This is a genomic window from Brevibacillus sp. FSL L8-0520 (assembly GCF_037963895.1).
Lineage (GTDB): Bacteria > Bacillota > Bacilli > Brevibacillales > Brevibacillaceae > Brevibacillus > Brevibacillus borstelensis.
Genome location: NZ_CP150171.1, coordinates 3,976,192 through 4,000,538 on the forward strand (window position 1 = coordinate 3,976,192; position 24,347 = coordinate 4,000,538).

Genomic DNA, 24,347 nt, shown 5'->3' on the forward strand with positions numbered 1-24,347 from the left:
CAACCTCCAGTCTTTTGTTTGGGTGTATGTCCACTTAAAAAGTGAGCGACTTGGAATCTTTGCGGCGGAACAACTCAGCCGCAACAACGAGCAGTACAGTAAAGACGATCAGCAGCGTCGACAGGGCGTTTACCTCAGGAGATACACCGCGTTTGACCAGTCCGTAGATGTACAGCGGCAAGGTCGTCGAATTGGGACCCGCTACGAAAAACGAGATAACAAAATCGTCCAGCGACAAGGTAAAGGACATCAGAAACCCGGCGATAATACTGGGTGAAATCAAAGGCAGCGTGATGTGACGCAAGGTCTCCCACGCAGTCGCGCCCAGATCCTGCGCCGCTTCTTCCAGCTCCTTGCCCATGTCGGCCAGCCGCGTGTTGATGATGACGATCACGTACGGCAGACTGAAGGTGACGTGAGCCATGATCAGCGTCAGTTTGCCCAGCTCGAGATGAATCTGGCTGAACAAGACCAGCAGAGACAGACCCATCATGATTTCCGGGATAACGATGGGCAAGTAGGTCAGCCCGTTGAACACGCTTCTCCATCTGAGCGAGTAGTGCTTCATCGCAAGCGCGGCAGCGGTGCCAAACACAGTCGCCAGCACACTGCTGATCAAGGCGATGCTCAGGCTGTTCCACAAAGCCTCCATGACCTGCCTGTTGTCAAACAGGGATACGTACCATTTCCAGGTAAAGCCCGACCAGACAGCATTGATCCGCGAGTCGTTGAACGAATACAGCATCAATACAGCGATCGGCAAGTATAAAAAGACGAGCATGGCCCAGGAATATCCGGCCATTGTACGATGTCTCAGCGCTTTCATGCCGTCCCCTCCTTTGCCTCGGCGGCGTTGACCGCGCGGTAGTAGAGGTAGATCAACACCATGGACAGCAGCATCAGGACGATCGAGAGAGCAGACCCGAACGGCCAGTCACGAGCTGACAAGAACTGATTTTGGATGACGTTTCCCATCAGCGCGGACTTCGCTCCGCCCATCACGTCGGGCACGACGAACATCCCGATCGAGGAGACGAAGACCAGAATCGAGCCGGTAATGACACCCGATTTCGTCAAGGGAAGGGTTACGTGCCAAAACGTCTTCCACGGCGTTGCGCCCAGATCGTAGGCGGCTTCCAGCTTCCGCCTGTCGAGCTGCTCCAGCGAAACGTAAATCGGCAGGACCATGAACGGCAGCAGCGTGTACACCATCCCTACCATCACCGAGCCGAAATTGTACAGCAAGGGCAAAGGCTCTTGAATCAATCCGGTCGAGAGCAGGAACGTGTTGATCACTCCCTGCGAACGCAGGATGATGACCCAGGCGTAGGAACGGACCAGAAAGTTGATCCAAAACGGGATCATGACGAGCAGCAGCCAGATCTTCTGGGCAGACCGATCCATGCGGGAAATGTAGTAAGCCATCGGGTAGGCGCACACGAGAGAAATGGCCGTTGTCAGCACCGCTACGAGAAAGGTGTCAAAAAAAATCTGAATGTAGAGCGGATCGATCATCCGGGCGTAGTTGTTCAGCGTAAACTCATAGACGACCTGCCCGTATGTTCCGCGCTTCATAAAAGACAGCGCAGTAATCATCAACATCGGCAAGACGAAGAGCGCCCCCAGCCAAACGAAAGCCGGCAGCGCCAAAATCTTCAACTGCTTTCCGTTTTTCAAGTGAGCATCACCTCGTCTGCCTGCGACCATCCGATCGCCACCTGATCCCCTGCCTGCCAGCCCCGGCTCTCTGTCGCGTACTCATGAGCCAGCACCGTCATCTCCTCGCTCTCGAGGCGGATAAACAGCTTGCTCATGTTGCCGAGGAAAACCATATCGGTGATCGTGCCGTTTTTGCGATGCTTGTCCAGCTCGGAATCTTTCGGATAGATCTTGATCTTCTCCGGTCTGACCGCAATGCTGGCATCGCCGCTTCTGAAAATATTGTTCTCCCCGATAAAGGTAGCGACGAACAGCGTCTTGGGATGATTGTAGATTTCTGCCGGCGTGGCAATTTGCTCGATCCGCCCTTTGTTCATGACGGCGATGCGATCAGACATAGCCATCGCTTCTTCTTGATCGTGCGTTACGTAAATAAATGTAATGCCCAAATTTTTCTGCAAATTTTTCAACTCAAGCTGCAAGCTTTTTCGCAACTGGTAATCCAGTGCTCCCAGCGGTTCGTCAAGCAGCAGCACTTTCGGGTTGTTCACGATCGCCCGCGCGATCGCCACCCGCTGCTGTTGCCCTCCGGAGAGCTGCTTCGGCGTACGCTTGCGCAGCTCGACAAGCTGCGTGTACTGCAGCACTTCCTCCAGCCTCCGCTGTTGCTCCGCCGCCTCTACTTTCTTCATCTTCAGTCCAAACAGAATGTTCTGTTCGACATTCATGTGGGGGAACAGGGCGTATTGCTGGAAAACCATGTTCATGTCCCGCTGATAGGGAGGAATGCTGGTCAGCGCCTTGCCGTCCAGGTAAATTTCCCCCGCTGTCGGCTGCTCAAAGCCGGCAATCATGCGGAGCAGTGTCGTCTTCCCGCAGCCGCTTGGCCCCAAAAGCGTTAGAAATTCCCCTTCCTGGATGGAAAGGGAGAGTGGCGGAACCACGACAGAACCGGAAAAGTGTTTTTCAATTGATTCCAGATTTATCATCGTTTTCATTCGGTCATCTTCTCACAATATGTCTATTTGCTCATACCAATCTAGGTAAATATATCGTGTATGACACGTTTTGTAAACAGTTTCGAAAGGTTGCGCAAACTTTTTTTGCCGACAGGAGAAAACCTTGCTGCTCCTGAAGAAAAATGCTTCCCGACCGTTCAATCACCCTCCGGCTGTCAGCTTCAATCCGACAATCCCCGCAATGATGCAAAGCAAGAAGACGATCCGCATGATATTGCTCGGCTCCCCAAATGCGATCATGCCGACAACGACCGTTCCAAGCGCGCCAATGCCCGTCCAAATCGCATATGCCGTCCCGATTGGAAGCGCTTTGAGTGCCATAGACAAAAAGTAAAAGCTGATGCCCATGCCAACTACAGTAATTGCACTCGGCACCAGCTTGCTCCACCCTTCGCTGTATTTCAACCCGATCGCCCAAACGACTTCAAACAATCCCGCAATCACCAAATAAACCCAAGCCATGCTGCCATCCCTCCTGATGTTCCCCCTTATTGTTTCAAACACCGAAGGAACTGATACCCGGCCAGGGTTATATTTCGGCCTGCAAGAACGCGAGAGAGCATGCTCAGTGACCTTTGCGGCCCACCTGCTGAAAATAACCTATCCATTCTTTACACACACTACTACCAGCAATTTAGCGAAACGTCAAAAAAAGAGGCTTTCAACAGCTCAAGGCTCGGTTGAAACCCCTGTCCTCTCTTTATATAATTACGCTATTAATAGGAATCAGGAGGGTACACCCTTGAACACTCTGGCGTATGGATTGCTTGGACTGGTAGCGCGTACACCCAGCTCCGGCTATGACCTGATGCTCCAACTGCAACCGTTCTGGCAGGCCAAACACAGTCAAATCTATCCTCTGCTGGCCAAGATGGAGCAGGAGGGCTATTTGGAATTTACGCGGGTTCCGCAGACAGATCGGCCAGACAAGAAAGTGTATTCCATTACAGAAAAAGGGCGGACTGCACTTCGCGAGTGGCTGACCCAGTCCACCTCCGAGCCGGTCCTGCGCGACGAGCTGTTTCTGAAAACGTATTGCCTCTGGCTGACTGACCGCAACACCGCTCGAAAGCTGTTTGAAGAAAGAGAAGCCCATTGCCTGGAACAACTGAACATGTATGAAACCTTTTTGGAAGAGCTGAAGCTTGCTTGCGACGGTACGCCTCAAGACCACGGTTCACCGTATTTCGGCGAATACATCCTCTTGAGCAGGGGAGTTAGCAGTATGCGCGAGGAGCTGAACTGGTGCCGCTGGGTGATGGAGCTGCTGGATCAGCAGGCTTAATTTACGCTGCCTGTCCTTGGACCTGGCTGCAGCGTTCCATTGTGGTGGCGCCGCTGCAGCCGTTCCCTGTCTTTCATGTTTATTCTGCCTGCAGGGCATCCACCTCCGCGAGGGTCGGCAGGGAAGGCTGCGCTCCGTGCCTGGTCACGGCAATCGCCGCAACCCTGCTGGCGAATGTGCCCGCCTCTTCGTCGGTCATCCCCTTTGCCATTCCGACGGTAAAGGCTGCCGTAAAGGAATCCCCCGCAGCCGTCGTATCCACCGCCTGCACTTTAAGGGCGGGGATGTGTGTCGCTCCATCCGCATTGACGATGAGCGCCCCCTTCTCTCCCATCGTCACAACGATACGCTTCGGACCTAGTCCGAGCAGCTTTTCCGCAGCCGCTTCGATTTCGGACAGCGTCTCTACGGGCATTCCCGACAAAAGCTCAAGCTCCGTTTCATTGGGAGTGACCGTATCGACATGCCGCAAAAACGAAGGCGACAGCGATTGGGCGGGAGCCGGATTCAAAACAACCAGTTTGCCCCTATCATGCGCCAGTTTGACTGCATATTCCACGACTGCAAGCGGGATTTCCAGTTGAACCAACAGAACGTCACAGCCCTCCAGCAGCCGTATGTGCCGATCAATGTCCGCCTTTCCCATCATGCCATTGGCGCCCGGAACAAGCACAATATTGTTCTCGCCGCGGCCGCTGACGTTGATCAAGGCCATTCCCGTCGTCCCCTCCCTCCCGATGCCTCCTGTATTTACGAGTGAATCAGCCAAGCTTTCCAGCAGCATGTCCCCATATGTATCGCAGCCCACCTTTCCGATCATATGCACGTTAGCGCCCAGCCTTGCCGCGGCTACAGCCTGATTGGCGCCCTTCCCTCCCGGAATGGTTTGAAACGATGTGCTCGTAATCGTTTCCCCCGCTTTCGGCAAGCGAGGGACGTGCGATACGAGATCCATATTGAGACTGCCGACAACAACAATATTCATCTCTGATTTCCCCGCTTTCTAACATCGCCTGTTTCTCATTCTCTCCATTTTCGCTTCTCATCCCTTCGTTTCCTTTGATTCCGATCAGTCCGATCGTTTTCCCTGTCGGACTCCATCCTTGCCAGAGGAGAGATTTACATAAATTTTCTAAATAATGGAAACAAAAAATTCTGAATCTTATGTTTGACAAGATTATCCTTAATCGCTTACTATTAGACCTATCCGATGTGTAACCGGTTACACACAATGATCAAAAACACTCGCAAACGCCTGAAAAATCTAGGTTTTCACCCTTTTTCATCAATATGTAATCGGTTTTTCATTGCAATCCTGATTACAAAGAGGATGGTGCTGATTGGCAACGATTAGAGATGTGGCTAAGCTCGCCGGTGTCTCGGTAGCAACTGTCTCCCGTGTCATCAACAAGAACGGTTACGTCAACAAAGAAACGGAACAGGCCGTGCAGCAGGCCATCAAAATGTTGAACTACGAACCGAACAAAGTGGCGAGAGGCTTGGCCAGCAAAAAAACGGAAACGATCGCACTCATCATGCCCGATATTTCCAACCCGTTTTTTTCCGAGCTGGCCCGTGCAGTGGAAGACGTCGCTCGTTTGTACGGGTATACCGTACTGATCTGCAACTCCGACAACGATTCCGGCAAAGAGCAAACGTATATCAACGTGCTGAAAAAACGGTATGTTGACGGCATTCTGTTTGCCACGCATTCATTGAAGGCGGCCGATATCAGCGCCATGAACGAAGCCGGCATTCCACTCGTCCTTCTCGATCGTGCTCCTTCAAAAGCCTCCTGTTATGTCGTCCGCTCCAAGAATTACGAGGGAGCGACCCTGGCTGTCCGCCATCTGCTGGAGATCGGGTGCAAAAAAATCGCCCACATCTACGGACCGCAGGAAACGGCGACAGGAAAAGAGCGACTGCTCGGCTACGAGGACTCCGTCCGTCATTTTGAGTGGTTTACCCCGAGCCTGATGGTCCCCGGCCACTTCCGGATCAACGGAGGGATGGAGGCCGTCGAACATCTGCTGGCCCGTCATCCCGACGTGGACGGCATCTTTGCCGGCAATGACCTGATGGCGCTCGGGGCTTTGAAAAAATTGCAGCAAATGGGCTTGTCCGTTCCGAATCAAGTCGCCCTGTGCGGCTTTGACGGCATCGAGCTGACCGTAATTACCGAGCCGGAGTTGACGACCATCTCTCAGCCGATTTATGACATGGGAGCATTGTCGACCCGCTTATTGATTCAAAAAATCGAGGGAGTGGCTGTTGACAATCAAATCTATGAATTCGATGTGGAATTGATCGCAAGAGGCTCTACGAGAAAGGACATGAAAACACCATGAGACAACCAAACATTGTGGTCATCGGGAGTCTGAATATGGACATCGTCGTCGAAGCTCCCCGTTTTCCACAAGTGGGAGAGACCATTACAGGCACCAGGGCTCACTTCATCCCCGGCGGCAAAGGCGGGAATCAGGCCGTAGCCGCTTCCAGGCTGGGAGCGCATACCGTCATGGTCGGAATGGTTGGTGACGACGCTTTCGGAGGAGCGCTGACACAGTCGCTTGCAGACAACCAGGTCGTCACCAAGCGCGTGACCAAGACTTCCGATGCTCCTACTGGTCTTGCTTCTATCATGATTGCTCACGATGACAATCACATTGTCGTCGTTCCTGGGGCAAACGCACTTTGCCTGCCCGAGAATATCGAAGGACTCGAGGAGACAATTGCCGCTGCCGATCTGGTCCTCCTCCAGCTGGAGATACCGTTGGAGACAGTAGTCGCTTCGGCACAGCTGGCGAAGCGGCACGGGAAAACCGTCATTTTGAATCCAGCACCTGCTCAAAAGCTTCCTTTGGGCCTGATGCAGTCTGTCGACTACATGACGCCAAACCGCTCCGAGCTTTACCTGCTCACCGGTATTGACCCTTATGGAGACGGCCTCGAAAAAGCAATCGATGCCCTCCTGGAAATGGGTCCCCGCTGTGTGGTCACTACACTTGGCGCAGCAGGCTCTGTGTACAAGGAGTCGGGGAAAAATCTCGTATCCGTCCCGGCCCATCATGTGCAGGTCATGGATACGACCGGCGCCGGCGATGCTTTCAACGCTGGCCTTGGCTACGCCCTGTCAATCGGCTACGAACTGGACAAGGCCGTCCGCTTTGCCGGAAAAGTATCGGCACTTGCCGTTACCCGATTTGGCGCACAGGCTGGAATGCCAACGCTGGATGAAGTGAAAGCGTTCGCATTGCAGCTCCTGCAGCCGGAATAATTCCATCGGTTTCACTAATTTTCATATAAAAAATGGGGGAAACAACATGAAGAAAAGTCTGTTGGGAAAAATTGGAGCAAGTCTTTTGATTCTGTCCATGGCCTTGACCGGCTGCGGCGGAGGTTCCGGAGCTGACAACGCTGCGAAGCCGAAAGAGGCGAGCAAAGGCGATGCAAAAACAGATGCATCGGCAGAAAAGAAATTGTCTGTCGGCTACTATGTAAGCGGAAACCTGGGAGACAGCGGGTTCTTCGACTCCGCGAAAGAAGGACTGGACAAAGCGGAAAAAGAGCTGGGCATCGAAGTAAAAACCGTTCAAGGCGGAGCTAACCAATCCGACTGGCCTACCGGTCTGGAATCCATGGTCGCAAGCAAAAAATACGAGGTCATTGTCGTTGGGACAAGCCAAATGAAAGAAACGACGATCGATCTGGCCAAGCGTTATCCTGAGCAAAAGTTCATCTATTTTGATGAAACCATTACCGATGTGCCAAACATCTACTCTGTGAGATACAACCAACGCGAAGGCTCCTTCCTGGCTGGCGCTTTTGCCGCGATGTAACTACGAGCACAGATTTGAAAGCGGCCAACCCGGATAAAACCATCGGCTTCCTCGGCGGTATGGACATTCCGATCATCAACGACTTTAAAGCTGGTTATGAGCAAGGCGCACAGTTTATCGATCCTGAAGTAAAAGTCATCTCTTCCTTTGTCGGCGACTTCAACAATGCGCCAAAAGGCAAAGAGCTGTCCCTGGCCCAATACAACTCCCAAAACGTTGACATCATCTTCACCGTTGCTGGTCCTGCAGGTATCGGCGGTCTGGAAGCGGCTAAAGAATCCGGCAAATATGCAATCGGTGTCAACAGCAACCAAAACATGGTACAACCGGGTCACGTTCTTACCTCTATGCTGAAAAACGTTGGAAACTCGATCTACCGCGCCATCGATTTGTACAAAAAAGGCGACCTGCCATTCGGCCAAAACGAGTCTCTCGGTATTTACGAAGAAGGTGTAGGCCTGGCGAAGGACGATCTGTACAACGAGCATGTTCCGCAAGCAATCCGCGACAAGATGGACGAGCTTCAAGTAAAAGTAGTCAGCGGAGAAATCAAGATTAAACAAGATTAATCAAGATGAATTAGGAGGTACGCCATGGCTGACCTGCTGGAAATGCGCAATATACACAAGGTGTATCCGAATGGCACAAAAGCCAATCAAGGCGTTTCGTTCTCCGTCCGACAAGGCGAAATCCATGCACTTGTAGGCGAAAACGGTGCAGGAAAATCGACACTGATGAAGATTTTGTTCGGTCTTGAGAGCCCTACCGAAGGGGATATTTTTTACCGGGGCGACAAAGTCGTTCTGAAGAGTCCAAAAGATGCGATCAAATACGAAATCGGGATGGTGCACCAGCATTTTATGCTGGTCCCCTCCTTCACTGTCGCCCAAAACATCGTGCTCGGCTCCGAGCCGACAAAGGGTGTCCTGTCCGACCATCAAAAAGCCATCGCGGAAACGCAACGTCTGATTCAAGAGTTCGGCCTCAAGGTCGATCCGAATGCCAAAGTAGAGAACATTTCCGTAGGCCTGAAGCAGCGCGTAGAAATCTTGAAGGTTTTGTACCGTGGAGCGCGGCTCATCATTCTCGATGAGCCGACCGCGGTCCTCACCCCTCAGGAAACGGATGAACTGTTCCAATCTTTGAAGAAGCTGGTGTCACAAGGCTATACGATCATCTTTATCACGCACAAGCTGAATGAAGTCATGGAAATTTCCGACCGAATCACGGTTTTGCGTGCAGGAAAAACCATCTCTACCCTGATTACCTCCGAAACCTCCAAAGAAGAGATTTCGCGCTTGATGGTAGGACGGGATGTGCTGTTGCGGGTCGAAAAGCAGCCCGCCAAGCCCAAAGAGACCGTTCTCTCACTCGATGAGGTCAGCTATGTATCAGAAACGGGCAAGCAGGTGTTGAACGATATTTCCTTCCAGGTGCGAGCTGGTGAAATCTTCGGCATCGCCGGTGTGGAAGGAAACGGCCAGACTGAATTGATCGAAGTCATTACCGGCTTCCGCAAAAACTTCAAGGGCCGCATTACCTTTCTCAGCCAAGATTTGGCAGGAAAAAGCATCGAAGAAATTCGCAACATCGGGATTGGCCACATTCCGGAAGATCGACAGACCAGAGGTGCCTGCCTGACTTCCTCTATCAAGGAAAATTTGATCCTGGATTTGTATCGTGACAAATCGTTTCGACGCGGTCTCTTTCTCAATCAAAAGAAAATCAATGAGCATGCGGACAAGCTGATCCAGGAATTTGATATTCGCACCCAGAGCCGCGATACGCTGGCGGGGGCACTGTCAGGCGGAAACATTCAAAAAATCGTCGTCGCCCGGGAGATTTCCAAAAATCCCAAGCTGCTGATCGCCGCCCAGCCGACGCGAGGCGTCGACATCGGCTCCATCGAGTTCATCCACAAGGAGATCGTCAAAAAGCGCGACGAAGGAGCAGCGGTCCTGCTCGTCTCTGCCGACCTGTCAGAAGTGATGAGCCTGAGCGACCGGATCGGGGTTCTCTACAATGGAGAGCTGGCCGTTATTTTGGAAAATTCAGAGAGCCTGACCGAAGAAGAAATCGGCTTCTACATGTTGGGCGTTAAAAAGCAAGAAAAGAGGGCGAGTGCCACATGAATCAGCGAAGTGCAGTATACCTCGATCTCCTCGGTATCTTATTGGCTATTGTCGCGGCGCTGGTCATCGGTATTTTCGTCATCTTTCTCGTGAGCGATGAGCCTGTCGCGGCGCTGCAAGCATTGCTGATCGAACCATTTACGACGCTGTTCAGCTTCGGTTCGATTCTCAACCGGATGATTCCTCTCGTCTTCACCGGTCTGGCGATCGTCGTCGTCTTTCAAAGCGGCGTGTTCAGCATGGGGGCGGAAGGCCAGTTGTATATCGGCGCGTTGACCGGTGCTTTGGTGGCCGTCTATCTGCCGGAAATGTCTCCATGGATACACATTCCGCTCGTAGTTTTGGCGTCACTGATCGGAGGCGCTTTGTACGGCTTTTTGCCCGGTGTGCTTAAGGCCTATTTCAAAGCCGACGAGATCGTATCTACGGTAAGGGCTGGGTGAAAAGCTATGCGGTTCTGATCGGTATCCTGACGGGCTGTGTGGCCTTCTACCTGGCGGGCATCTGGAAGCATCCGGCCCCCGCCGAGACCTTGCTCCAGGTTCCCGAAGCGCTCGCCTGGGGAGCTCCGCTGTGGGATCCAGGCATGGCCGCATCCAGCATTTTGATCGTCATGATCCTGCTGTCCAACACCTTTGCCAGCATCGCGGCGATGAAGCAGGTGCAAACGGGAACGCCCGGACTGGAGCCTGCGGAGCTTTCCCGCAGCTCGGTAGTCGGCGGTTTTTCCCATCTGCTGTCCGCCCTTTTCTCGACAGTTGGAATGGTGCCTCTATCCGGCTCGGCCGGCTTCGTTCGGCTCACTGGTCAAAGGAGCAGCATTCCGTTTCTCCTGGCCTGCCTGATCATGGCTGCTGCTGCCTTCTTCCCCGGCGTGATCCGGCTGCTGACCATGCTTCCCAGCCCGGTCGCGTATGCGGCGGTACTCGCCTCCTTTGTCCAGATGGTCGGCATCGGCCTGCAATCGCTCGTCCAGACACAGCTCGACCAGCGCCGCCTGACCATCATCGGGATCGGCCTGCTCTTTGGTGTAGGCTCGATGTTTTTCCCGCCGTCTGTCTTTCAGGAGCTGCCGTCGGTCATCCGGTATACGCTGGGCAACGGGCTGTTGTTTGGGACGATGATTGTGATGGGGCTGGAGCAGGTTTGGAGGGAGAGGAGTAGTGAATCAACGAAAAAACAAAGCGTGGATTAAAAGTGTTTTTGTATGTAGTTTTGATTTAAAAAACTGGCTAACTACTCTTAGGGAAGCCTAGCTCCTACGCACTGAAGAAAGGGCAGTCCCTTTCGTCTACATCAGATAGACTTTTGGAACTGCCCTACTAAATGATCTCCGTACTCAATTTTCATTTTCCTTCTCGGATTTTTTCTGCTCTCTATTTTCACGATCCCTCAACTTTTTCGAAACATCTTTATAGTCAGAAGGAACAGCTTGCATTTTGGACAAGGATGAAACATCTTGCTGTTTATCAAATTCGATAGAAAGGACTTCTATGGAGTTCGTAACTTCATCTATACTATTTGTCTCTACTAATTTTAGCAATACTCCCGTTTCTTTATCTATCCACATTTTAAAATGGGTAGATTGATGTTTTTCAGCCAAAATTGGATCGTCATGCTCCCCTTCAATGACGATTGAAGTACGATTTAACAGTTTTTCTTCTCCTACTACTTTATGATTGTCAGGTGTTAACCAAAACGCATAGTCTTGAGGGAATAATACATCATTTGCCACCCCTGAGAAAGCGGGGTCCTGCCTTTTTACGAATACCAATTCTCCTTGATCATTTTTATATGAGCGAGGAGTGTTTTGGCCGAGTGCCACAGTCTGCTGTTGAGTTGCTGTTTTGTTTTGTAAATATGTTTTATTGGTATGATTAATCGACATGAACATGTTTCCGTCAAAAGCTGTTTCCTTAAGTACTTTGCTCTTGTTGTCCATTACTTTGACATGGCTTCGAGGATTTGCTCCCCGATAAACCTCAAAATCTACTATCTCATCCACGCCAATTGGCGTCAGTATAGCCCTGTAAGAACCTGTAGCACTTTGATAATGATCAATTGCATTCAGCATTTTATTTTGAACGGAAACCAAGGAATGACTAGTGGAGTTCGCCTCAAGTGAAGAGTATTGTTGACTACTTTCGTTTGATGTAGATTCCGCTGCAGTTGTGTTTTGCAAGTAGAAAATGCTCAGCTTTGCAGCCAAAATTGCCTAAGCACTTGCCAGCCGTTTGAAACTACAAAGGAATCCTATCCATTGCCTGTTTGAAGCGGAAACTCTCACCTGTGAATGAGAGGATATGAGCGTGGTGTACCAGACGATCAACGAGCGCCGACGTGAGCTTCGTGTCTCCAAACACCGATGTCCATTGGCCAAACTCCAGGTTAGATGTAACGATCACACTCTGTTGCTCATAGCAATCCGCAATCACGTTAAACAATAACTCAGAACCGGTTTGGCTGAACGGCACGTAGCCGACTTCATCGAGAATAAGTAAATCTATCTTTTTCAATTTCTCGCGAAATCGGCTGAGTGTTCCCGCCACAAATTTTTCCTGAAGTACAGAAACCAAATCGGAAGCCCGGTAGAACTGTACCGCCTTGCCCCGGCGGCAAGCCTCCACGCCCAGTGCCGTTGCCATATGGGTTTTCCCTGTGCCGACGGCACCCATTAAGAGTAAATTTTCTTTGCGTTCGAGCCAATCCAATTCCTGGAGCAGCTCCGGACTACTGCCACTAGGGAAAGAGATATGGTCATACACATACCCCTCGAAAGTCTTAATATGCGGGAACCCCGCCTGCTGAACAAGCTTACCTAACTTGGCACGGCGGCGGCCGTCCAGTTCCGCAACAAGGATTTGCTCCACAATGCTACGAATCTGCTCATTCTGTTGAACGGATACGTAGTCCACGACATGCGCCAATCGGAGTTGTCGGCACAAATCTCCCAATGCCGTCGGCATCTCAGCTCACCCCCACAAGTTGATCATAGCGTTGGAGAGAACCTTCTACGCGAGTTCCCGGAGGGGACAACGTCTCCTCCCACGTGACAGGGAGGTCACGACTGCCATATTTTACGCCTAGCACGGCCGTGATGCGCGTAATCGGTGTGTCTTGGCCTAGTAGAGCAATTACCTCTTGAATCTGTTCGATGGTGTAAATATCACACCAGTGCGACATTGCCTGAAGACGATCTTTTCGCTCTGTTAGATCCTTCACGGTTACATACCCTTGCAAGATCTCCGGTAGCATACGGAGAAACTGCGAGTGCGTTACACTACGTGGTTTTTTCAGCCATCCAGCGCATACTTGTGACCACGGAATGTCTACATTTCGTCCCGTATAAGGTCTGGGTACTTCCCGAATTAGCTGGTGTTGGCCGTTTAGAATGACAAGGCGATCCCAAAACGTTTGGATCAGTACCTCACTGCCTGGCGTTGCCATCCCCAGCAACGGAACCGTCAATTCATCCTTCCGAATCTCTCCATACTTATTCACCACTGCAGCACCCAAGCGAAAAGCCTCAAATCCATGCTCCGGCAAGGTAAGCAATTTACGGCGATCATCCTCCCATAGATCTGCGATGCAACGATTTAGGGCATAATGCTGACGACCACGATCACGGCTAGCTTGCTCGGCGAAGTAGGCAACTAACTGTTCATGGCTTTCATAGATGGGAATCGGCACTGCCCAATTGCGCTTGGAGTACCCGCATTTGTTCTCCACGTGCCCCTTCTCATGACCACTGTATGGGTTGCAAAAGACAGCTTCAAACCGGTAGTGAGCGCAGAATCGCTGGAAGCCATCCGTTAATTGCCGTTCGCCCTGCTTCTCGATATGAACGACGGCAGCGGAGAGATTGTCAAACCAGATTCGCTGAGGAACACCTCCCATTTGTTCAAAGCACAGCTTCATCGCCTCCAAAAAGCATTCCTGATTCTCCGCTGGTGTCGGATAGACGAAAGCGGCATTGCTGTACGGAAAAGACATTACCAGCAGTTTGTATGTGACCAATCGATGATCTCGGCATACCTCAATGGTTGTAAAGTCCACTTGTGCCTCACCCGGTGGATGTTCAAGCCGTTCGTACGTTTTGGCACGGTCCAGTTCCATTTCACTTTTTCGTCTCTGCACATAGGCCAATACTGTACGTTGTCCACCTGTAAACTGATGCTCATCGCGCAAACGTTGGAAAATGCGCACACCTGTGTGTCGCTGCTTACGGGGGACCAAACGGTCCTCCTCTAACCAGGTATCGACGATCTCCATAAATGGACCCATGACAGGACTTCTGCCCTTTCGTTTTGTCATCGAGGCATTCCAATCGGTTTTATCGGCATATTTTTTGGCAGTCCGCCAGTGAACACCTACGCGTCCTGCAATCTCGTTTACCGAGCATCCTTCTACTTCGCGTAAAAACCTGATATAGTGTTGTTGAGGCATTTTCAGCATCCTTTCCATTCTCCTTCGCTAAGTTGTCCCAAACCTAACGGTAGGAGGAATTATTGATGCTGACAAGTGCCTTTTTTGTATTTGTTTTGAGCATTTTTACGCTGCAATATTAGGCATTTCTATTGTGCAATAAACAGCAGTCCCTTTCAGTGTATAAAATCCAGTCAATCCAAGACCTACTAAGGAAGTTGCAAGAATGGCTACAAATTTCTTTTTCATCTGTTAAAACCTCCCTTTCATTTATATTCGTTTTTATCACAGAGAAACAGCGTCAGCACCTGTTTGGGTATTTGATCTTCCACTCTCATCCTTACCATATAAAATAACCCATGTCTTACCCGAATCTAGCCTCATGGTCCCCACTTCATTCCAACCCGATCTAGCTGAATATTGATTGACTGAACCAACATATTCCTCATATGTCAAACCTTGGTGCAATATATAGTACATAGCTTCCCTATTTGTGAAATCAGCATTTGCTAAGTATACTTCTAATGTTGCACGTCCTGCTGGTAGACTCCCCATCCCCCATTCATACCAAGTACCTCCTCGCTCTGAAATTACGCGATGATCCTTGTTATAACTACCTGACTGGCCACTTTTATAGGTCCAAGAACCATCGTAATTATGGGTGCAACCTGAACTTGACGTAGGGTCGTTGTCACATATTTTAGCAGATGCACCTTCAATTAAAGTAAAATTACCAACAACCGCAAGTGAGAGAGCTAAACCTAACGATAAAAATTTTTTCATTAATCTTGCTACCACCTTTCGTAATTAATATTTTTTAATTCTCTAACATATTGTTATTACATAGTAGATACCACCTCCTATTTACATTAACGTTGCAAAAGAGAGAATGTTACATAATAATCCATATTTGGTCATTATTTTGCAATTTCAGTCGTTTCGCGCATCCCTCCGAGTATAAAGTAGCCTTTATAAGATTTTTGAAACCTTTGCCCAGACACTACTGCAATTTACGTCTGAAAACGAAATAGAGCCTTAATCAAGAATGCACAAGTCTTGTTTTTTTCACTCATTCGAAGTTAGGCTATATTGGACTAATGTTAATATATAAATCTAAAAGTTTATTTTTACCCAAAAACAGACCGCCTTTAGCTTAATAAGTTAGGCGGTCTTTCACTGTTATCTATTAAGCTAATCACTGGACTGCAATCTCTTACCAAGCAGAAAGGGAAACAGCGCCCAGTCACTCTACTTTTGCACCCGATAAACAAGCCTTCCGCTTACATAAGCAGATTGCACTTCAAAATCGTCCCCAAGCACGACCAGATCTGCGTCAAACCCGGCTTGCAGCTTTCCTTTCTGCGTGCCAAGCCCAAGGATGTTGGCAGGCGTTTCCGATGCCATCGCCACTGCTTCTGCAAGCGGCACTCCCGACAGCACGACCATGTTTTGCACGGCGCGGTTCAGCGTCAGGATGCTCCCGGCCAGGGTACCGTCTGCCAGTTGGGCTTCCGCACCGCGGACATGCACTTCCTGTCCGCCGAGATCGTACGTGCCCTCGCCCAATGCGGCCGCGCGCATGGAGTCGCTGACCAGCGCGAGCCGCGCCGCCGATTTGACGCGGTACAAAATCCGCATAACGGCTGGATGCACATGCACGCCATCAGCGATCAGCTCGGTGCTCAGCTGCTCGTGGTACATGGCCGCGCCGACGACTCCCGGCTCGCGGTGATGCAGACCCGTCATCGCATTGAAGCAGTGGGTGAAGTGGCAGACGCCGCTCTCCACGGCTTTCCCTGCCTGGTCGAAGCTGGCGCCGGTATGCCCGGCGGAAACGACGACCCCCTGCTCCTTCAGCCATTGAATCGCTTCGGTCGCCTCGGGCTGTTCCGGTGCGATCGTCACTACTTTCATAAGACCATCGGCCAGCTCGTGCAAACGACGAACATCTTCCAGCTTGGGGACTGCGATATTTTCCTCTTTTTGCGCTCCTTTGTACCTCGGGTTGATCCACGGCCCCTCCAGATGAATTCCGACGATGGATGCTCCGTCCATTCCCTGCCGAGATACTGCCACCACATTGCGGATCGCCTTTTCCAAATCAGCATAAGGAGCGGTCATCGTGGTCGCCAAAAACGAAGTGACGCCATAGCCCGCCAGCGCACGGGAAATCGTCTGCAGCGCTTCAGGAGTCCCGTCCATCGTGTCGCTGCCGGCAATCCCGTGCATATGCATATCCACAAACCCCGGACAAATAAAGCCGTTCTCCACCCGCTCCACTTGCTCCGGCCATTCCTTTCCGTACCCGTCTGCCGTTCCGGCATACTCAACGGCAGTACCATTCACCACGACCAGTCCGTCCAGGATGTCCTGTCCGTTCGCTACCACCCTTCCCCGCAGGGCAAATCTATCTGACATTGTGTATCCCTCCATGCGTATGCTGCTAGTGTTGAGACGATTTCTGCCTTGTGAGCGACTTGCGCCTGACGGGGAAGCAAACGGTTTGCCCTAGCCTCGCCGGGTATTCCAGCTTCATCAGCTGTTCCGGCTTAAACGGTTCCTCCAGCTTCATTAGCTGTTCCAGCTTTACCAGTTATTCCAGCTTCAACGGCTTCTCCAGCTCGATCTCGTCTCGCAAAGGGATGCCGTCCGTGCCAATCACGGGAATAGAGGGCTTCAGCCTTCTCGCCTGCTCCACAGCGTTTCGCCGTACCTCGACCAATTCGTAGCCGCGCTTTTGATAAAAACGCAGCGCGTTCAGATTGTCATTGGTCGTCAAAAGCCATATCCGCTTTATTCCATTTTGCATAGCCGCCCGCTCTACCGCGAGCATGAGGGCACTGCCGATCCCCATTCCCTCGCGGAGGCTGTCCAAGGAGACGATCTGCCAGCCATCCCCTGTCTCTGTATACGTAACCAAGCCCGCTGTCTTTTCCCCGTACAGGGCGACAAAACCAGGAAGCTGGTCGCAATGGTACACTTGATCCCCGTAGACCATCTGCGGACTGCCCCACTGCTGTTCCAAAAAGCCCGCCAGCCATCCCCTGTCTTCCGGTGTAATCGCTCTGACTTGAAATTCGTTCATCGATCCTTGTCCTCCTCTATTGTAACGCAACTACCCTCTCCAGCCGAAGGCAAAGTTTGTCGACAGCGTGACCGGCAGCTTTCCCGTCGGCGAAACGCGGCCCGTGAGCACCCGTGCCAGCGATTGCATGGCGAGCGGTCTGCTTTCATAACTGCATACATACGTCCCCGCCTCGGGAAAGAGGGAGTAATCAAACGGATTGCGAATGGCTGCGACGATCAGCCGTTTTCCGTGGACGGCGAGCAGCTCGTCGACCAGCTTGGATTGCCCGGGGAAAAAGGCGGCATTGTACGTGGCGACGATGACCTGCCCGAAGCCTTTGCTGGAGGCGACTGCCTGTGCGATCTCTTCGGGTGTCGGGTTCGTCGCTACGACGTTTTCAACAATCTGCATCCCCATACTGCTCAGGTAAGAAGCGAGCGTCTCCTTGTCCGCGTAGCGTTCGTCCGCGTCGTTGGCCGCCCTGACCACCGGCCAGATGACGCATGTGTCCGCTCCTCTCCGCAGCGGCAGGTTCTTCCCTTCATCCTTTACGACCGTGATGCTTTGCTCGCTGATCCGCTCGGCAGTCCGCCGCTCTTCCGCTGCTTCCAGCCGGGGTTCGACAGCTTCCCAGGGAAGCATGGCCTCCTCCATCTTTCGCTGCTGCTTGAGCCGCAAGATTCTCGTGACGGATCGGTCGATGCGCTCCTCAGAGATTCTGCCGTCTATAACGGCTTGCAGCAGGGCCTCAAACGCTTCCCGCTGACGGTCGTACCGGTGGCTGACCATGATCAGGTCGACTCCTGCTTCGACTGCCATGACGGCAGCCGGCCCCACACCGTAATGAGCGGCGATCGCGTCCATCTCCAGGCAATCGGTAATCACGATGCCGTCATAGCCCCATTCTTCTCTCAAAATACCGGTAATGACTGCGGGAGACAACGTGCTCGGCAGCTTCTTCGGCTCGATTTCAGGCAGCACGATATGCGCTGTCATCACCATGTCTACTCCCGCTTCCACCGCCTTTTTGAACGGCACCAGCTCCAGCTGCTCCAAGCGCTTGCGATCAAGCGGGAGAACTGGTATGTCAAAATGCGAGTCCACGCTCGTATCCCCATGTCCGGGGAAGTGCTTCACCGTCGCCGCGATCCCCGCCGACTGGAAGCCGCGAACCGCCGCAACCCCCATCCTGCTCACCAGCTCCGGCGTTTCCCCGTAGGAGCGGACGCCGATCACGGGATTGAGCGGGTTATTGTTGATATCCACTGCGGGAGCAAAGTTTATATTTATGCCTAATAAACGAAGTTCACTTCCGCTAATCCTGGCCAATTCAAAAGCGGCAGACTCATCCCGGGTAGCTCCAATGGCCATATTTCCCGGCAAGGGCGTGACTCCGTTCGTCACACGGGTTACCATCCCGCCCTCCTGATCGATTGCGATGCCCAGCGGAATGTCGCTGTGCTCTGCCGCCCACTGCTTTAGCTCGCTTGAAAGCCTGTGCACTTGTTCTACCGAGCCGGCATTGCGGCTAAAGTAGATGATGTTGCCCAGCCCGTATTGCCGGATCAAGTCGCGAATCCCGTCCGTCGGTTGGTGGCCGTCAAAGCCGCACACCAGCATTTGTCCGATTTTTTCTCGCAAGCTCAAATCTCCGATCGTTCTCATTTCGCTCCACTCCCTCATTCTTTTTGTGCTGCCTGCTCGCGGTATTCCGACGGCGTAAGTCCGGTGTTCCTTTGAAATACTTTGGAAAAATACCGCCGGTCCGGATAGCCCACTTCCCGGCTGATTTCATGAATGGTTTTTCCGCTCATGGACAGGAGAAAACGGGCACGCTCCATTCGCTGCTGTGTCAAATACTCGACAAAAGTGAGCCGCGTATGCTGCTTGAACAAAAGGCTGAAGTAGCTGGAGCTGATGCCGAGATGCCCGGCCACCTCTTCTACGCCCAAATCCCGGGTGAGGTGCTTTTGGATGTATTCCATCGCCCTGATCATCAGCACGTCGCCGGTCTTCTTTTTTACGCTTTCCCGGATGCTGTCCTCCAGGACCTGATGAATGACCTGCAAAAGCTCCCTGATCCCCTGCGCCCGCTCCAGCTTCATCCAGACCAGCTCCTCAAGCTGTCCGGTGATAATCTGCATGTCCTTCATCTCCCGCACCAGATGGAGCAGATAATAGCGCAGGATTTGCTCCGTCCGCGTCAGCGAATATCTGGACGTAGGCTGCAGGTCATCTCGCATGCGGGAAAGCGTCCGCTTGATCGAGGCCAGGTCATGCCGCTTCAAACCGGACAGCAGCTCTTCGAGAAGACTCCACCAGTTGTACCCGGTGGCGCTTTCTTGCGATGTCTCCGGCTCTACAGCAAAAATCGCCTTCTCGTGACGTGCGAGATCGAAGTGAATCGCTTTTTTCATCTGCTGGTAGACAGCGGAAAGCTCCGGCACGGCAACAATTTCCGTATAGTAGCCGACGCTGATCGAGAAAGCGAGGTGTTGGGAGACGGCCTTTTGCAGGCGGCTTGCCCAGGAGCGTATCTCCGCTTCCTCCAGTGGACTTTCTCTCAACGCCAGCAAACACCATTCGCCCTCGCGCATTGTCAGGACCAAGGCACTCTCTTTTCCCACAACCGAGGAAAAGCTGTCGCGGAGCACGTTTTGCACGGAAAAATTCCACAGGTTGCGTTCCTCATGGCTCCAGTGACGAGCAAGCTGCGGGTAATCGTCCAGATCGGCGACGAACACTGCATATTTCTCCCCCCACGTCTGCGTTTTCCCCGTGATTGTGTAATGGCTATGCCCTGCCGCTTGCCCCATCAGCGCATCGAACAAGTACTTTTGCTTGGCCAGCTCGGTAAACTCCCGCCACACTTTTTCCTCCAGCAAGCGGGCCTGCTTGCGCTGGCGGATTTCCCCGCCTACCCTCTCGATCACCTCATGCAGCTCCTGATAGTTGATCGGTTTGACGATGTAGTCCTTGACACCGTAGCGGATCGCCGAGCGGGTGTACTCAAAATCGGTGAAGCCCGTCAGCATGATCACCTCGCACGCCTCTCCCGCGTCGCGAATTTCCTTGACCAAAGAGACTCCGTCCATGATCGGCATGCGAATGTCGGACAAAATCAGATCAGGCCGATGCTCCTGAAAGGCGGCCCATGCTTCGGCCCCGTTTTGCGCCAGGGAGACGACCTGCATATCCAGCATCTCCCACGGGATGACCATGTTCAAATTTTTCAGAATATGAATCTCATCATCCACCAGCATGACGTTCAGCCTCATGCAACTCCTCCTGACTGTACTTCGGAATCACGCACCGCACCGTCGTCCCTTCGCCCGGCATGCTGCACAGAAAGAGTCCGTACGCCCTTCCATAGGAAATCCGTATCCGGTCAGCGACGTTGGCCACGCCCAGGCCCCGGCGGTCCGAGCGTCCCTGCAAAGAGACATTTTCCGCGTTCCGGTCCCTCGCCAGACGGCCGTCTGTAGCCCCCTTTGCCTGCCCTTCCGCTTGCTTCCTCATGCCGGACTCAGCCAGCAGGGCCAGTTGGTCTGCGGTCATTCCCTTGCCGTTGTCGCGGACAGTGAGAACAATCGAGTCCTGTCTCTCTTCCGCTGTAATGGAGATGAATCCGGGCCGGCTGATTCCCTCGAAGCCGTGCTGGATGCTGTTTTCTACGAGCGGCTGCAGGGTTAGCTTGAGGATCGAGTACTCATACAAATGAACAGGTATCTGAATTTCGTAGGAGAACAGATTTTCAAACCGGAACGATTGAATTTCCAGATAGCTGCGCAAATGCTCCAGCTCGCGCCTGATCGGGATGTGCTCCCGGTCGCTGATGCTGATGCGGAGAATATTGCCCAGCCGGTAAATCATCTGGCTTACCCTGTGCCCTTCATTCTGGATCGCCAGTACATTGATCGACTCCAGCGTGTTAAACAGGAAATGCGGGTGAATCTGTGCCTGAAGCAGTGCAAGCTCCGCCCGCTTTTTTCGCTCCTGCTCCCGCTTCACCTCCTCCAGCAGATGCTGGATCGTTCCGACCATGCTGTTGAACCCTCCGGCCAGCCTCGTCAGCTCGTCGTCCCCGGACGGCTTTGCCCGAACGGTGAGGTCCCCCCGCTCGGCCCGCTTCATCAAACGCACGATCTGAATGATCGTCTGGGTGATTCTGTTGACGAACAGCATGTTGAAAAGGAGTGCGGCGATCAGGGAAAGCAGCAAGACCCCGCCGACCCAGCGGGCAATCGTCGTACTGTCATGGGAGACAGTCGCCCAGGAAGCGACGGAAACGAGGTACCATTCGCTCGCGGGCAGCTTGTAGACAGAAAAGAGGCTGTCCTCGTCCTGCAGCATGCCCCGATAGCTCTGATACTCCAGATCCGGCTGAAACGGAGCTGACCTCAAGAGGTTGGTGCCGCCCAGCTCCGTTCGCGAATCGTACAGAACCGCCCCCTGCTTGTTCGCGATCAGATAGCGGCCGTTCTGCCGATAGGACAGCGGCGTCTGGGAAAACATCCGGTGCAGCTCGTTTATTTTCACTTCCATCAGAAGAATGGCCCTGTCGTCAAAGTTGTTCATGTCCTTGACGAGACGCACCTGCGTAAATACCTTGTCGTTTGCGCTCAGATCAGGCTGTTCATACGGACCTATCCACACGGGGTGGCCGTTTTTCTCGATGACCTGCCCGACAATCGGATGATGGATAAATGTCTCGTACGGAATCGTCTGCCCCTGCGGGCGAAACGTTTTGAACATGCGCCCATCGAGCCGGTACAACGCTACGTACTGCACAGCCGGGTGGATGAAAAAAACGCGGCGCAGTGCCATCTCCGCCTCGTTCGTCTCCAGAAGCTCGTTGGCCTGCGAGGTTGAGTTGGCCGTGAGAAACGGCTGGAGGGCAGGGCTGGTGATCCCGGCATCGGAGACATTGCCAATCTCCGATAAAACGTACTGGAGATTTCTGCCCAAAGCCTTCAGCGTCTCTTCCGTATGCTCGCCGTAGCGCTGCTGAATGGCGTTTTGCGAGAGAACATACGTGACTGCCCCGAGCAGGCAGAGCGGGATGATGATAAATCCGATAAACGCGACAATCAATTTATGGCGCAGGTTACGCAGCATACGGCTTATCCTTTCACGCTGCCCGCCGTTACCCCCTCAATGATTTTTCGCTGCAAAAAGAGGTACACGATCACGACGGGCACGACACTGTACATGACCGCCGCGGACAGCAGCGCGTAGTTTGTCTGAAACGCATCCTTGAACACGGACATGCCGACAGGGAGGGTCCGCAGCGTTTCCTTGGAGAGAAACAGCAGTGCCATGATGAATTCGTTCCACACATTGATAAAGTTGAGAATAAATACGGTCACGATCGCCGGCATCGTCACCGGAAGGATGATCCGCACAAACAAGCCGAACGCGCCCAAGCCGTCTACAATCGCCGCTTCCTCCAGCTCCCTCGGGATGGCCTTCATAAAAGCCGACAGGATAAAGATCGTGACGGGCAGAGCGAATGTGGCGTTGATCAAAATCAGGGACAAGTGCGTGTCGATCAGCTTCATCTCCTGCAGCAGCCGGTAGAGCGGGATGAGCAGCGCCCCGCCCGGAACGACCAGACCGAGCAGAAAAAACTGATAGACCCAGTTGCTCAACCGGGGGAAATTCATCCGCGTGATGGCAAACGCCGCCGCCGAGCCGATGATGACGATCAAGATGCAGGAGACTGTGCTGATGTAGAGACTGTTGAAGAAATACGTGCTCACTTTCGCCGTCTTCCACGCTTCCACGTAGTTTTGCCACTGAAAGCTCGACGGCAGTCCCCAGGGGCTTTCTGTAATTTCCCGCTGCGTCTTCAATGACGAGATCGCCAGCCAGACGAGCGGATACAAGGTGACGAGGACGTATACAGTCAAAAGCATGTGGGGAATGACATTCCGGCGGTACAGCCAGGTGCGCATCAGAGCTCCACCTCCTGCTCTTTTTTGTTGGCCCGCTGGATGATCCAGGCAAACAGCAGCGTGAGCAGAAAGATCACGACGGCAATCGCGCTTCCATAGCCGTATTCGTATTCGCGGAATGCCTTCGTGACCATGTAGGTGGCGAGCACATCGGTCGTCTGGAACGGTCCGCCTTCTGTCATCACCATGATGATGTCGAGCGCCTTCATCGAGCCGGAAACATTGAGCAAGAAGATGACCACCAGGACGGGCCGGATCAGCGGCAGCGTGATAAACCACGTTTTTTGCCAGGCATTGGCCCCGTCAATCTCCGCCGCCTCCGTCAGCTCACGCGGCACTCCCAGTATCGCCGCCAGCACCAGCACGACGTAAAAACCGGTCCATTGCCAGGCATTGGCGACCAAAACGCTGATCATCGCCCACTTGGGATCCGACAGCCAATACTGGGTCAGGGAGTCGAGCTTCAGCAGGCGCAGAAAATTGTTCAGCAGCCCTGCGTCCGGATGGTAAATGTAAAGCCACAGGACCCCTACCACCGCCGTGGAGAGGACGGTCGGGAGAAAGACGCCGGTACGGTAAAAGGTTTGAAACCGTCTCACCTGGCTCAAGAGCAGAGCGACAGCCACGATGATCGGCATGGAGATGAAGGTGCTGAACAGGATAAAGGACACGTTGTTGAAAAATGAGCGGCGAAATACTTCATCTTCGAGCAGCCCGGCGAAGTTGTCCAGTCCGACAAAGGTCATCTCCGTCACGCCGTCCCATTGGAAAAAGGCGTAATAGAGAGACTGTACCAGCGGAATTCCCATAAATACAACGTACAACCCAATTGCTGGTAGCAAAAACATAAGAAAAAGCCACGGCCTTGTCAACACGTTGTTCATTTTATGCCTCCATATTCACCAGTAAGCATGATCGGGTAAGAGAGGGAGCCACTTGACTGGGCGAAGTGGCTCCTCTTTTC

25 protein-coding genes are annotated in these 24,347 nt (G+C 52.7%); 8 read left to right on the top strand and 17 right to left on the bottom strand.

The features are described 5' to 3' along the window. Window positions 1-34 precede the first annotated feature (34 nt). From NSQ24_RS19820 to sugE, 4 genes are all read right to left on the bottom strand, one after another. Window positions 35-826 (bottom strand): ABC transporter permease, encoded by a 792-nt coding sequence (locus tag NSQ24_RS19820; protein ID WP_003388963.1) that lies wholly within the window; start codon window positions 824-826, stop codon window positions 35-37. Beyond that, entirely contained in the window at window positions 823-1,677 is an 855-nt protein-coding gene (locus NSQ24_RS19825; RefSeq protein WP_003388962.1) for an ABC transporter permease, read from the bottom strand. Before NSQ24_RS19825 ends, NSQ24_RS19820 begins: the two co-directional genes overlap by 4 nt. Then, on the bottom strand, window positions 1,674-2,657 hold the full coding sequence (locus NSQ24_RS19830; protein ID WP_003388961.1) for an ABC transporter ATP-binding protein: 984 nt from the start codon (window positions 2,655-2,657) through the stop codon (window positions 1,674-1,676). Before NSQ24_RS19830 ends, NSQ24_RS19825 begins: the two co-directional genes overlap by 4 nt. A gap of 162 nt (window positions 2,658-2,819) precedes the next feature. After that, window positions 2,820-3,140, bottom strand: a complete 321-nt coding sequence (sugE, locus tag NSQ24_RS19835) for a quaternary ammonium compound efflux SMR transporter SugE (RefSeq protein ID WP_003388960.1) — start codon at window positions 3,138-3,140, stop codon at window positions 2,820-2,822. A gap of 280 nt (window positions 3,141-3,420) precedes the next feature. On the opposite strand from sugE, the gene NSQ24_RS19840 reads away from it, so the two are divergent. Further along, a complete protein-coding gene (locus NSQ24_RS19840) occupies window positions 3,421-3,963 on the top strand; it encodes a PadR family transcriptional regulator (RefSeq protein WP_003388959.1) in 543 nt (180 codons plus the stop codon). Window positions 3,964-4,042: 79 nt separating this feature from the next. Here NSQ24_RS19840 and rbsK (NSQ24_RS19845) read toward each other — a convergent pair whose 3' ends face one another. After that, entirely contained in the window at window positions 4,043-4,948 is a 906-nt protein-coding gene (rbsK, locus tag NSQ24_RS19845) for a ribokinase (protein ID WP_003388958.1), read from the bottom strand. Window positions 4,949-5,303: 355 nt separating this feature from the next. On the opposite strand from rbsK (NSQ24_RS19845), the gene NSQ24_RS19850 reads away from it, so the two are divergent. The 7 genes from NSQ24_RS19850 to NSQ24_RS19880 are packed head-to-tail and all read left to right on the top strand — an operon-like array spanning window position 5,304 to window position 11,129. Next, window positions 5,304-6,311, top strand: coding sequence for a LacI family DNA-binding transcriptional regulator (locus NSQ24_RS19850; protein ID WP_003388957.1), 1,008 nt, complete (start codon window positions 5,304-5,306; stop codon window positions 6,309-6,311). Continuing rightward, window positions 6,308-7,240, top strand: a complete 933-nt coding sequence (rbsK, locus tag NSQ24_RS19855) for a ribokinase (protein WP_024983927.1) — start codon at window positions 6,308-6,310, stop codon at window positions 7,238-7,240. Before NSQ24_RS19850 ends, rbsK (NSQ24_RS19855) begins: the two co-directional genes overlap by 4 nt. Before the next feature lie 46 nt (window positions 7,241-7,286). Continuing rightward, window positions 7,287-7,802 (top strand): BMP family ABC transporter substrate-binding protein, encoded by a 516-nt coding sequence (locus NSQ24_RS19860; protein ID WP_265575873.1) that lies wholly within the window; start codon window positions 7,287-7,289, stop codon window positions 7,800-7,802. 14 nt (window positions 7,803-7,816) lie between these two features. Then, window positions 7,817-8,371 (top strand): BMP family ABC transporter substrate-binding protein, encoded by a 555-nt coding sequence (locus tag NSQ24_RS19865; protein WP_265575874.1) that lies wholly within the window; start codon window positions 7,817-7,819, stop codon window positions 8,369-8,371. Window positions 8,372-8,395: 24 nt separating this feature from the next. Continuing rightward, on the top strand, window positions 8,396-9,934 hold the full coding sequence (locus tag NSQ24_RS19870) for an ABC transporter ATP-binding protein (RefSeq protein WP_024983925.1): 1,539 nt from the start codon (window positions 8,396-8,398) through the stop codon (window positions 9,932-9,934). Further along, the gene (locus NSQ24_RS19875; RefSeq protein WP_339166441.1) at window positions 9,931-10,377 is read left to right on the top strand and encodes a hypothetical protein; all 447 of its coding nucleotides are present in this window, start codon (window positions 9,931-9,933) and stop codon (window positions 10,375-10,377) included. The genes NSQ24_RS19870 and NSQ24_RS19875 overlap by 4 nt, the downstream gene beginning before the upstream one ends. After that, on the top strand, window positions 10,374-11,129 hold the full coding sequence (locus tag NSQ24_RS19880; RefSeq protein ID WP_339166442.1) for a purine/pyrimidine permease: 756 nt from the start codon (window positions 10,374-10,376) through the stop codon (window positions 11,127-11,129). Before NSQ24_RS19875 ends, NSQ24_RS19880 begins: the two co-directional genes overlap by 4 nt. A gap of 144 nt (window positions 11,130-11,273) precedes the next feature. Here the strand turns inward: NSQ24_RS19880 and NSQ24_RS19885 are convergent, their stop codons facing one another. The 12 genes from NSQ24_RS19885 to NSQ24_RS19940 all read right to left on the bottom strand — a co-directional run bounded on the left by NSQ24_RS19885 (window position 11,274) and on the right by NSQ24_RS19940 (window position 24,267). Further along, window positions 11,274-12,143 carry a hypothetical protein gene (locus NSQ24_RS19885; protein WP_339166443.1) on the bottom strand — a complete coding sequence of 290 codons (870 nt, stop codon included), beginning with the start codon at window positions 12,141-12,143 and terminating at the stop codon, window positions 11,274-11,276. Window positions 12,144-12,174: 31 nt separating this feature from the next. Then, window positions 12,175-12,900 carry an IS21-like element helper ATPase IstB gene (gene istB / locus NSQ24_RS19890; protein ID WP_172921002.1) on the bottom strand — a complete coding sequence of 242 codons (726 nt, stop codon included), beginning with the start codon at window positions 12,898-12,900 and terminating at the stop codon, window positions 12,175-12,177. 1 nt (window position 12,901) lies between these two features. Beyond that, window positions 12,902-14,389, bottom strand: a complete 1,488-nt coding sequence (istA, locus tag NSQ24_RS19895) for an IS21 family transposase (RefSeq protein WP_227278712.1) — start codon at window positions 14,387-14,389, stop codon at window positions 12,902-12,904. Between the two features lie 96 nt (window positions 14,390-14,485). Next, window positions 14,486-14,608, bottom strand: a complete 123-nt coding sequence (locus NSQ24_RS19900; RefSeq protein ID WP_339166446.1) for a hypothetical protein — start codon at window positions 14,606-14,608, stop codon at window positions 14,486-14,488. Window positions 14,609-14,644: 36 nt separating this feature from the next. Next, a complete protein-coding gene (locus NSQ24_RS19905) occupies window positions 14,645-15,142 on the bottom strand; it encodes a hypothetical protein (protein WP_141334132.1) in 498 nt (165 codons plus the stop codon). 465 nt (window positions 15,143-15,607) lie between these two features. Continuing rightward, complete coding sequence (gene nagA / locus NSQ24_RS19910; RefSeq protein ID WP_339166448.1) at window positions 15,608-16,777, bottom strand: N-acetylglucosamine-6-phosphate deacetylase; 1,170 nt, start codon at window positions 16,775-16,777, stop codon at window positions 15,608-15,610. A 175-nt stretch (window positions 16,778-16,952) separates the two neighbouring features. Continuing rightward, window positions 16,953-17,444 carry a GNAT family N-acetyltransferase gene (locus tag NSQ24_RS19915; RefSeq protein ID WP_122957882.1) on the bottom strand — a complete coding sequence of 164 codons (492 nt, stop codon included), beginning with the start codon at window positions 17,442-17,444 and terminating at the stop codon, window positions 16,953-16,955. A 30-nt stretch (window positions 17,445-17,474) separates the two neighbouring features. Continuing rightward, the gene (locus NSQ24_RS19920; protein WP_031931870.1) at window positions 17,475-19,091 is read right to left on the bottom strand and encodes a glycoside hydrolase family 3 protein; all 1,617 of its coding nucleotides are present in this window, start codon (window positions 19,089-19,091) and stop codon (window positions 17,475-17,477) included. A gap of 14 nt (window positions 19,092-19,105) precedes the next feature. Next, entirely contained in the window at window positions 19,106-20,704 is a 1,599-nt protein-coding gene (locus NSQ24_RS19925; RefSeq protein WP_339166450.1) for a response regulator, read from the bottom strand. Then, entirely contained in the window at window positions 20,676-22,544 is a 1,869-nt protein-coding gene (locus tag NSQ24_RS19930; protein WP_031931872.1) for a sensor histidine kinase, read from the bottom strand. The genes NSQ24_RS19925 and NSQ24_RS19930 overlap by 29 nt, the downstream gene beginning before the upstream one ends. A 5-nt stretch (window positions 22,545-22,549) precedes the next feature. After that, window positions 22,550-23,383, bottom strand: coding sequence for a carbohydrate ABC transporter permease (locus NSQ24_RS19935; protein ID WP_003388939.1), 834 nt, complete (start codon window positions 23,381-23,383; stop codon window positions 22,550-22,552). Then, the gene (locus tag NSQ24_RS19940; RefSeq protein WP_251246962.1) at window positions 23,383-24,267 is read right to left on the bottom strand and encodes a sugar ABC transporter permease; all 885 of its coding nucleotides are present in this window, start codon (window positions 24,265-24,267) and stop codon (window positions 23,383-23,385) included. Before NSQ24_RS19940 ends, NSQ24_RS19935 begins: the two co-directional genes overlap by 1 nt. Window positions 24,268-24,347: the final 80 nt, after the last annotated feature.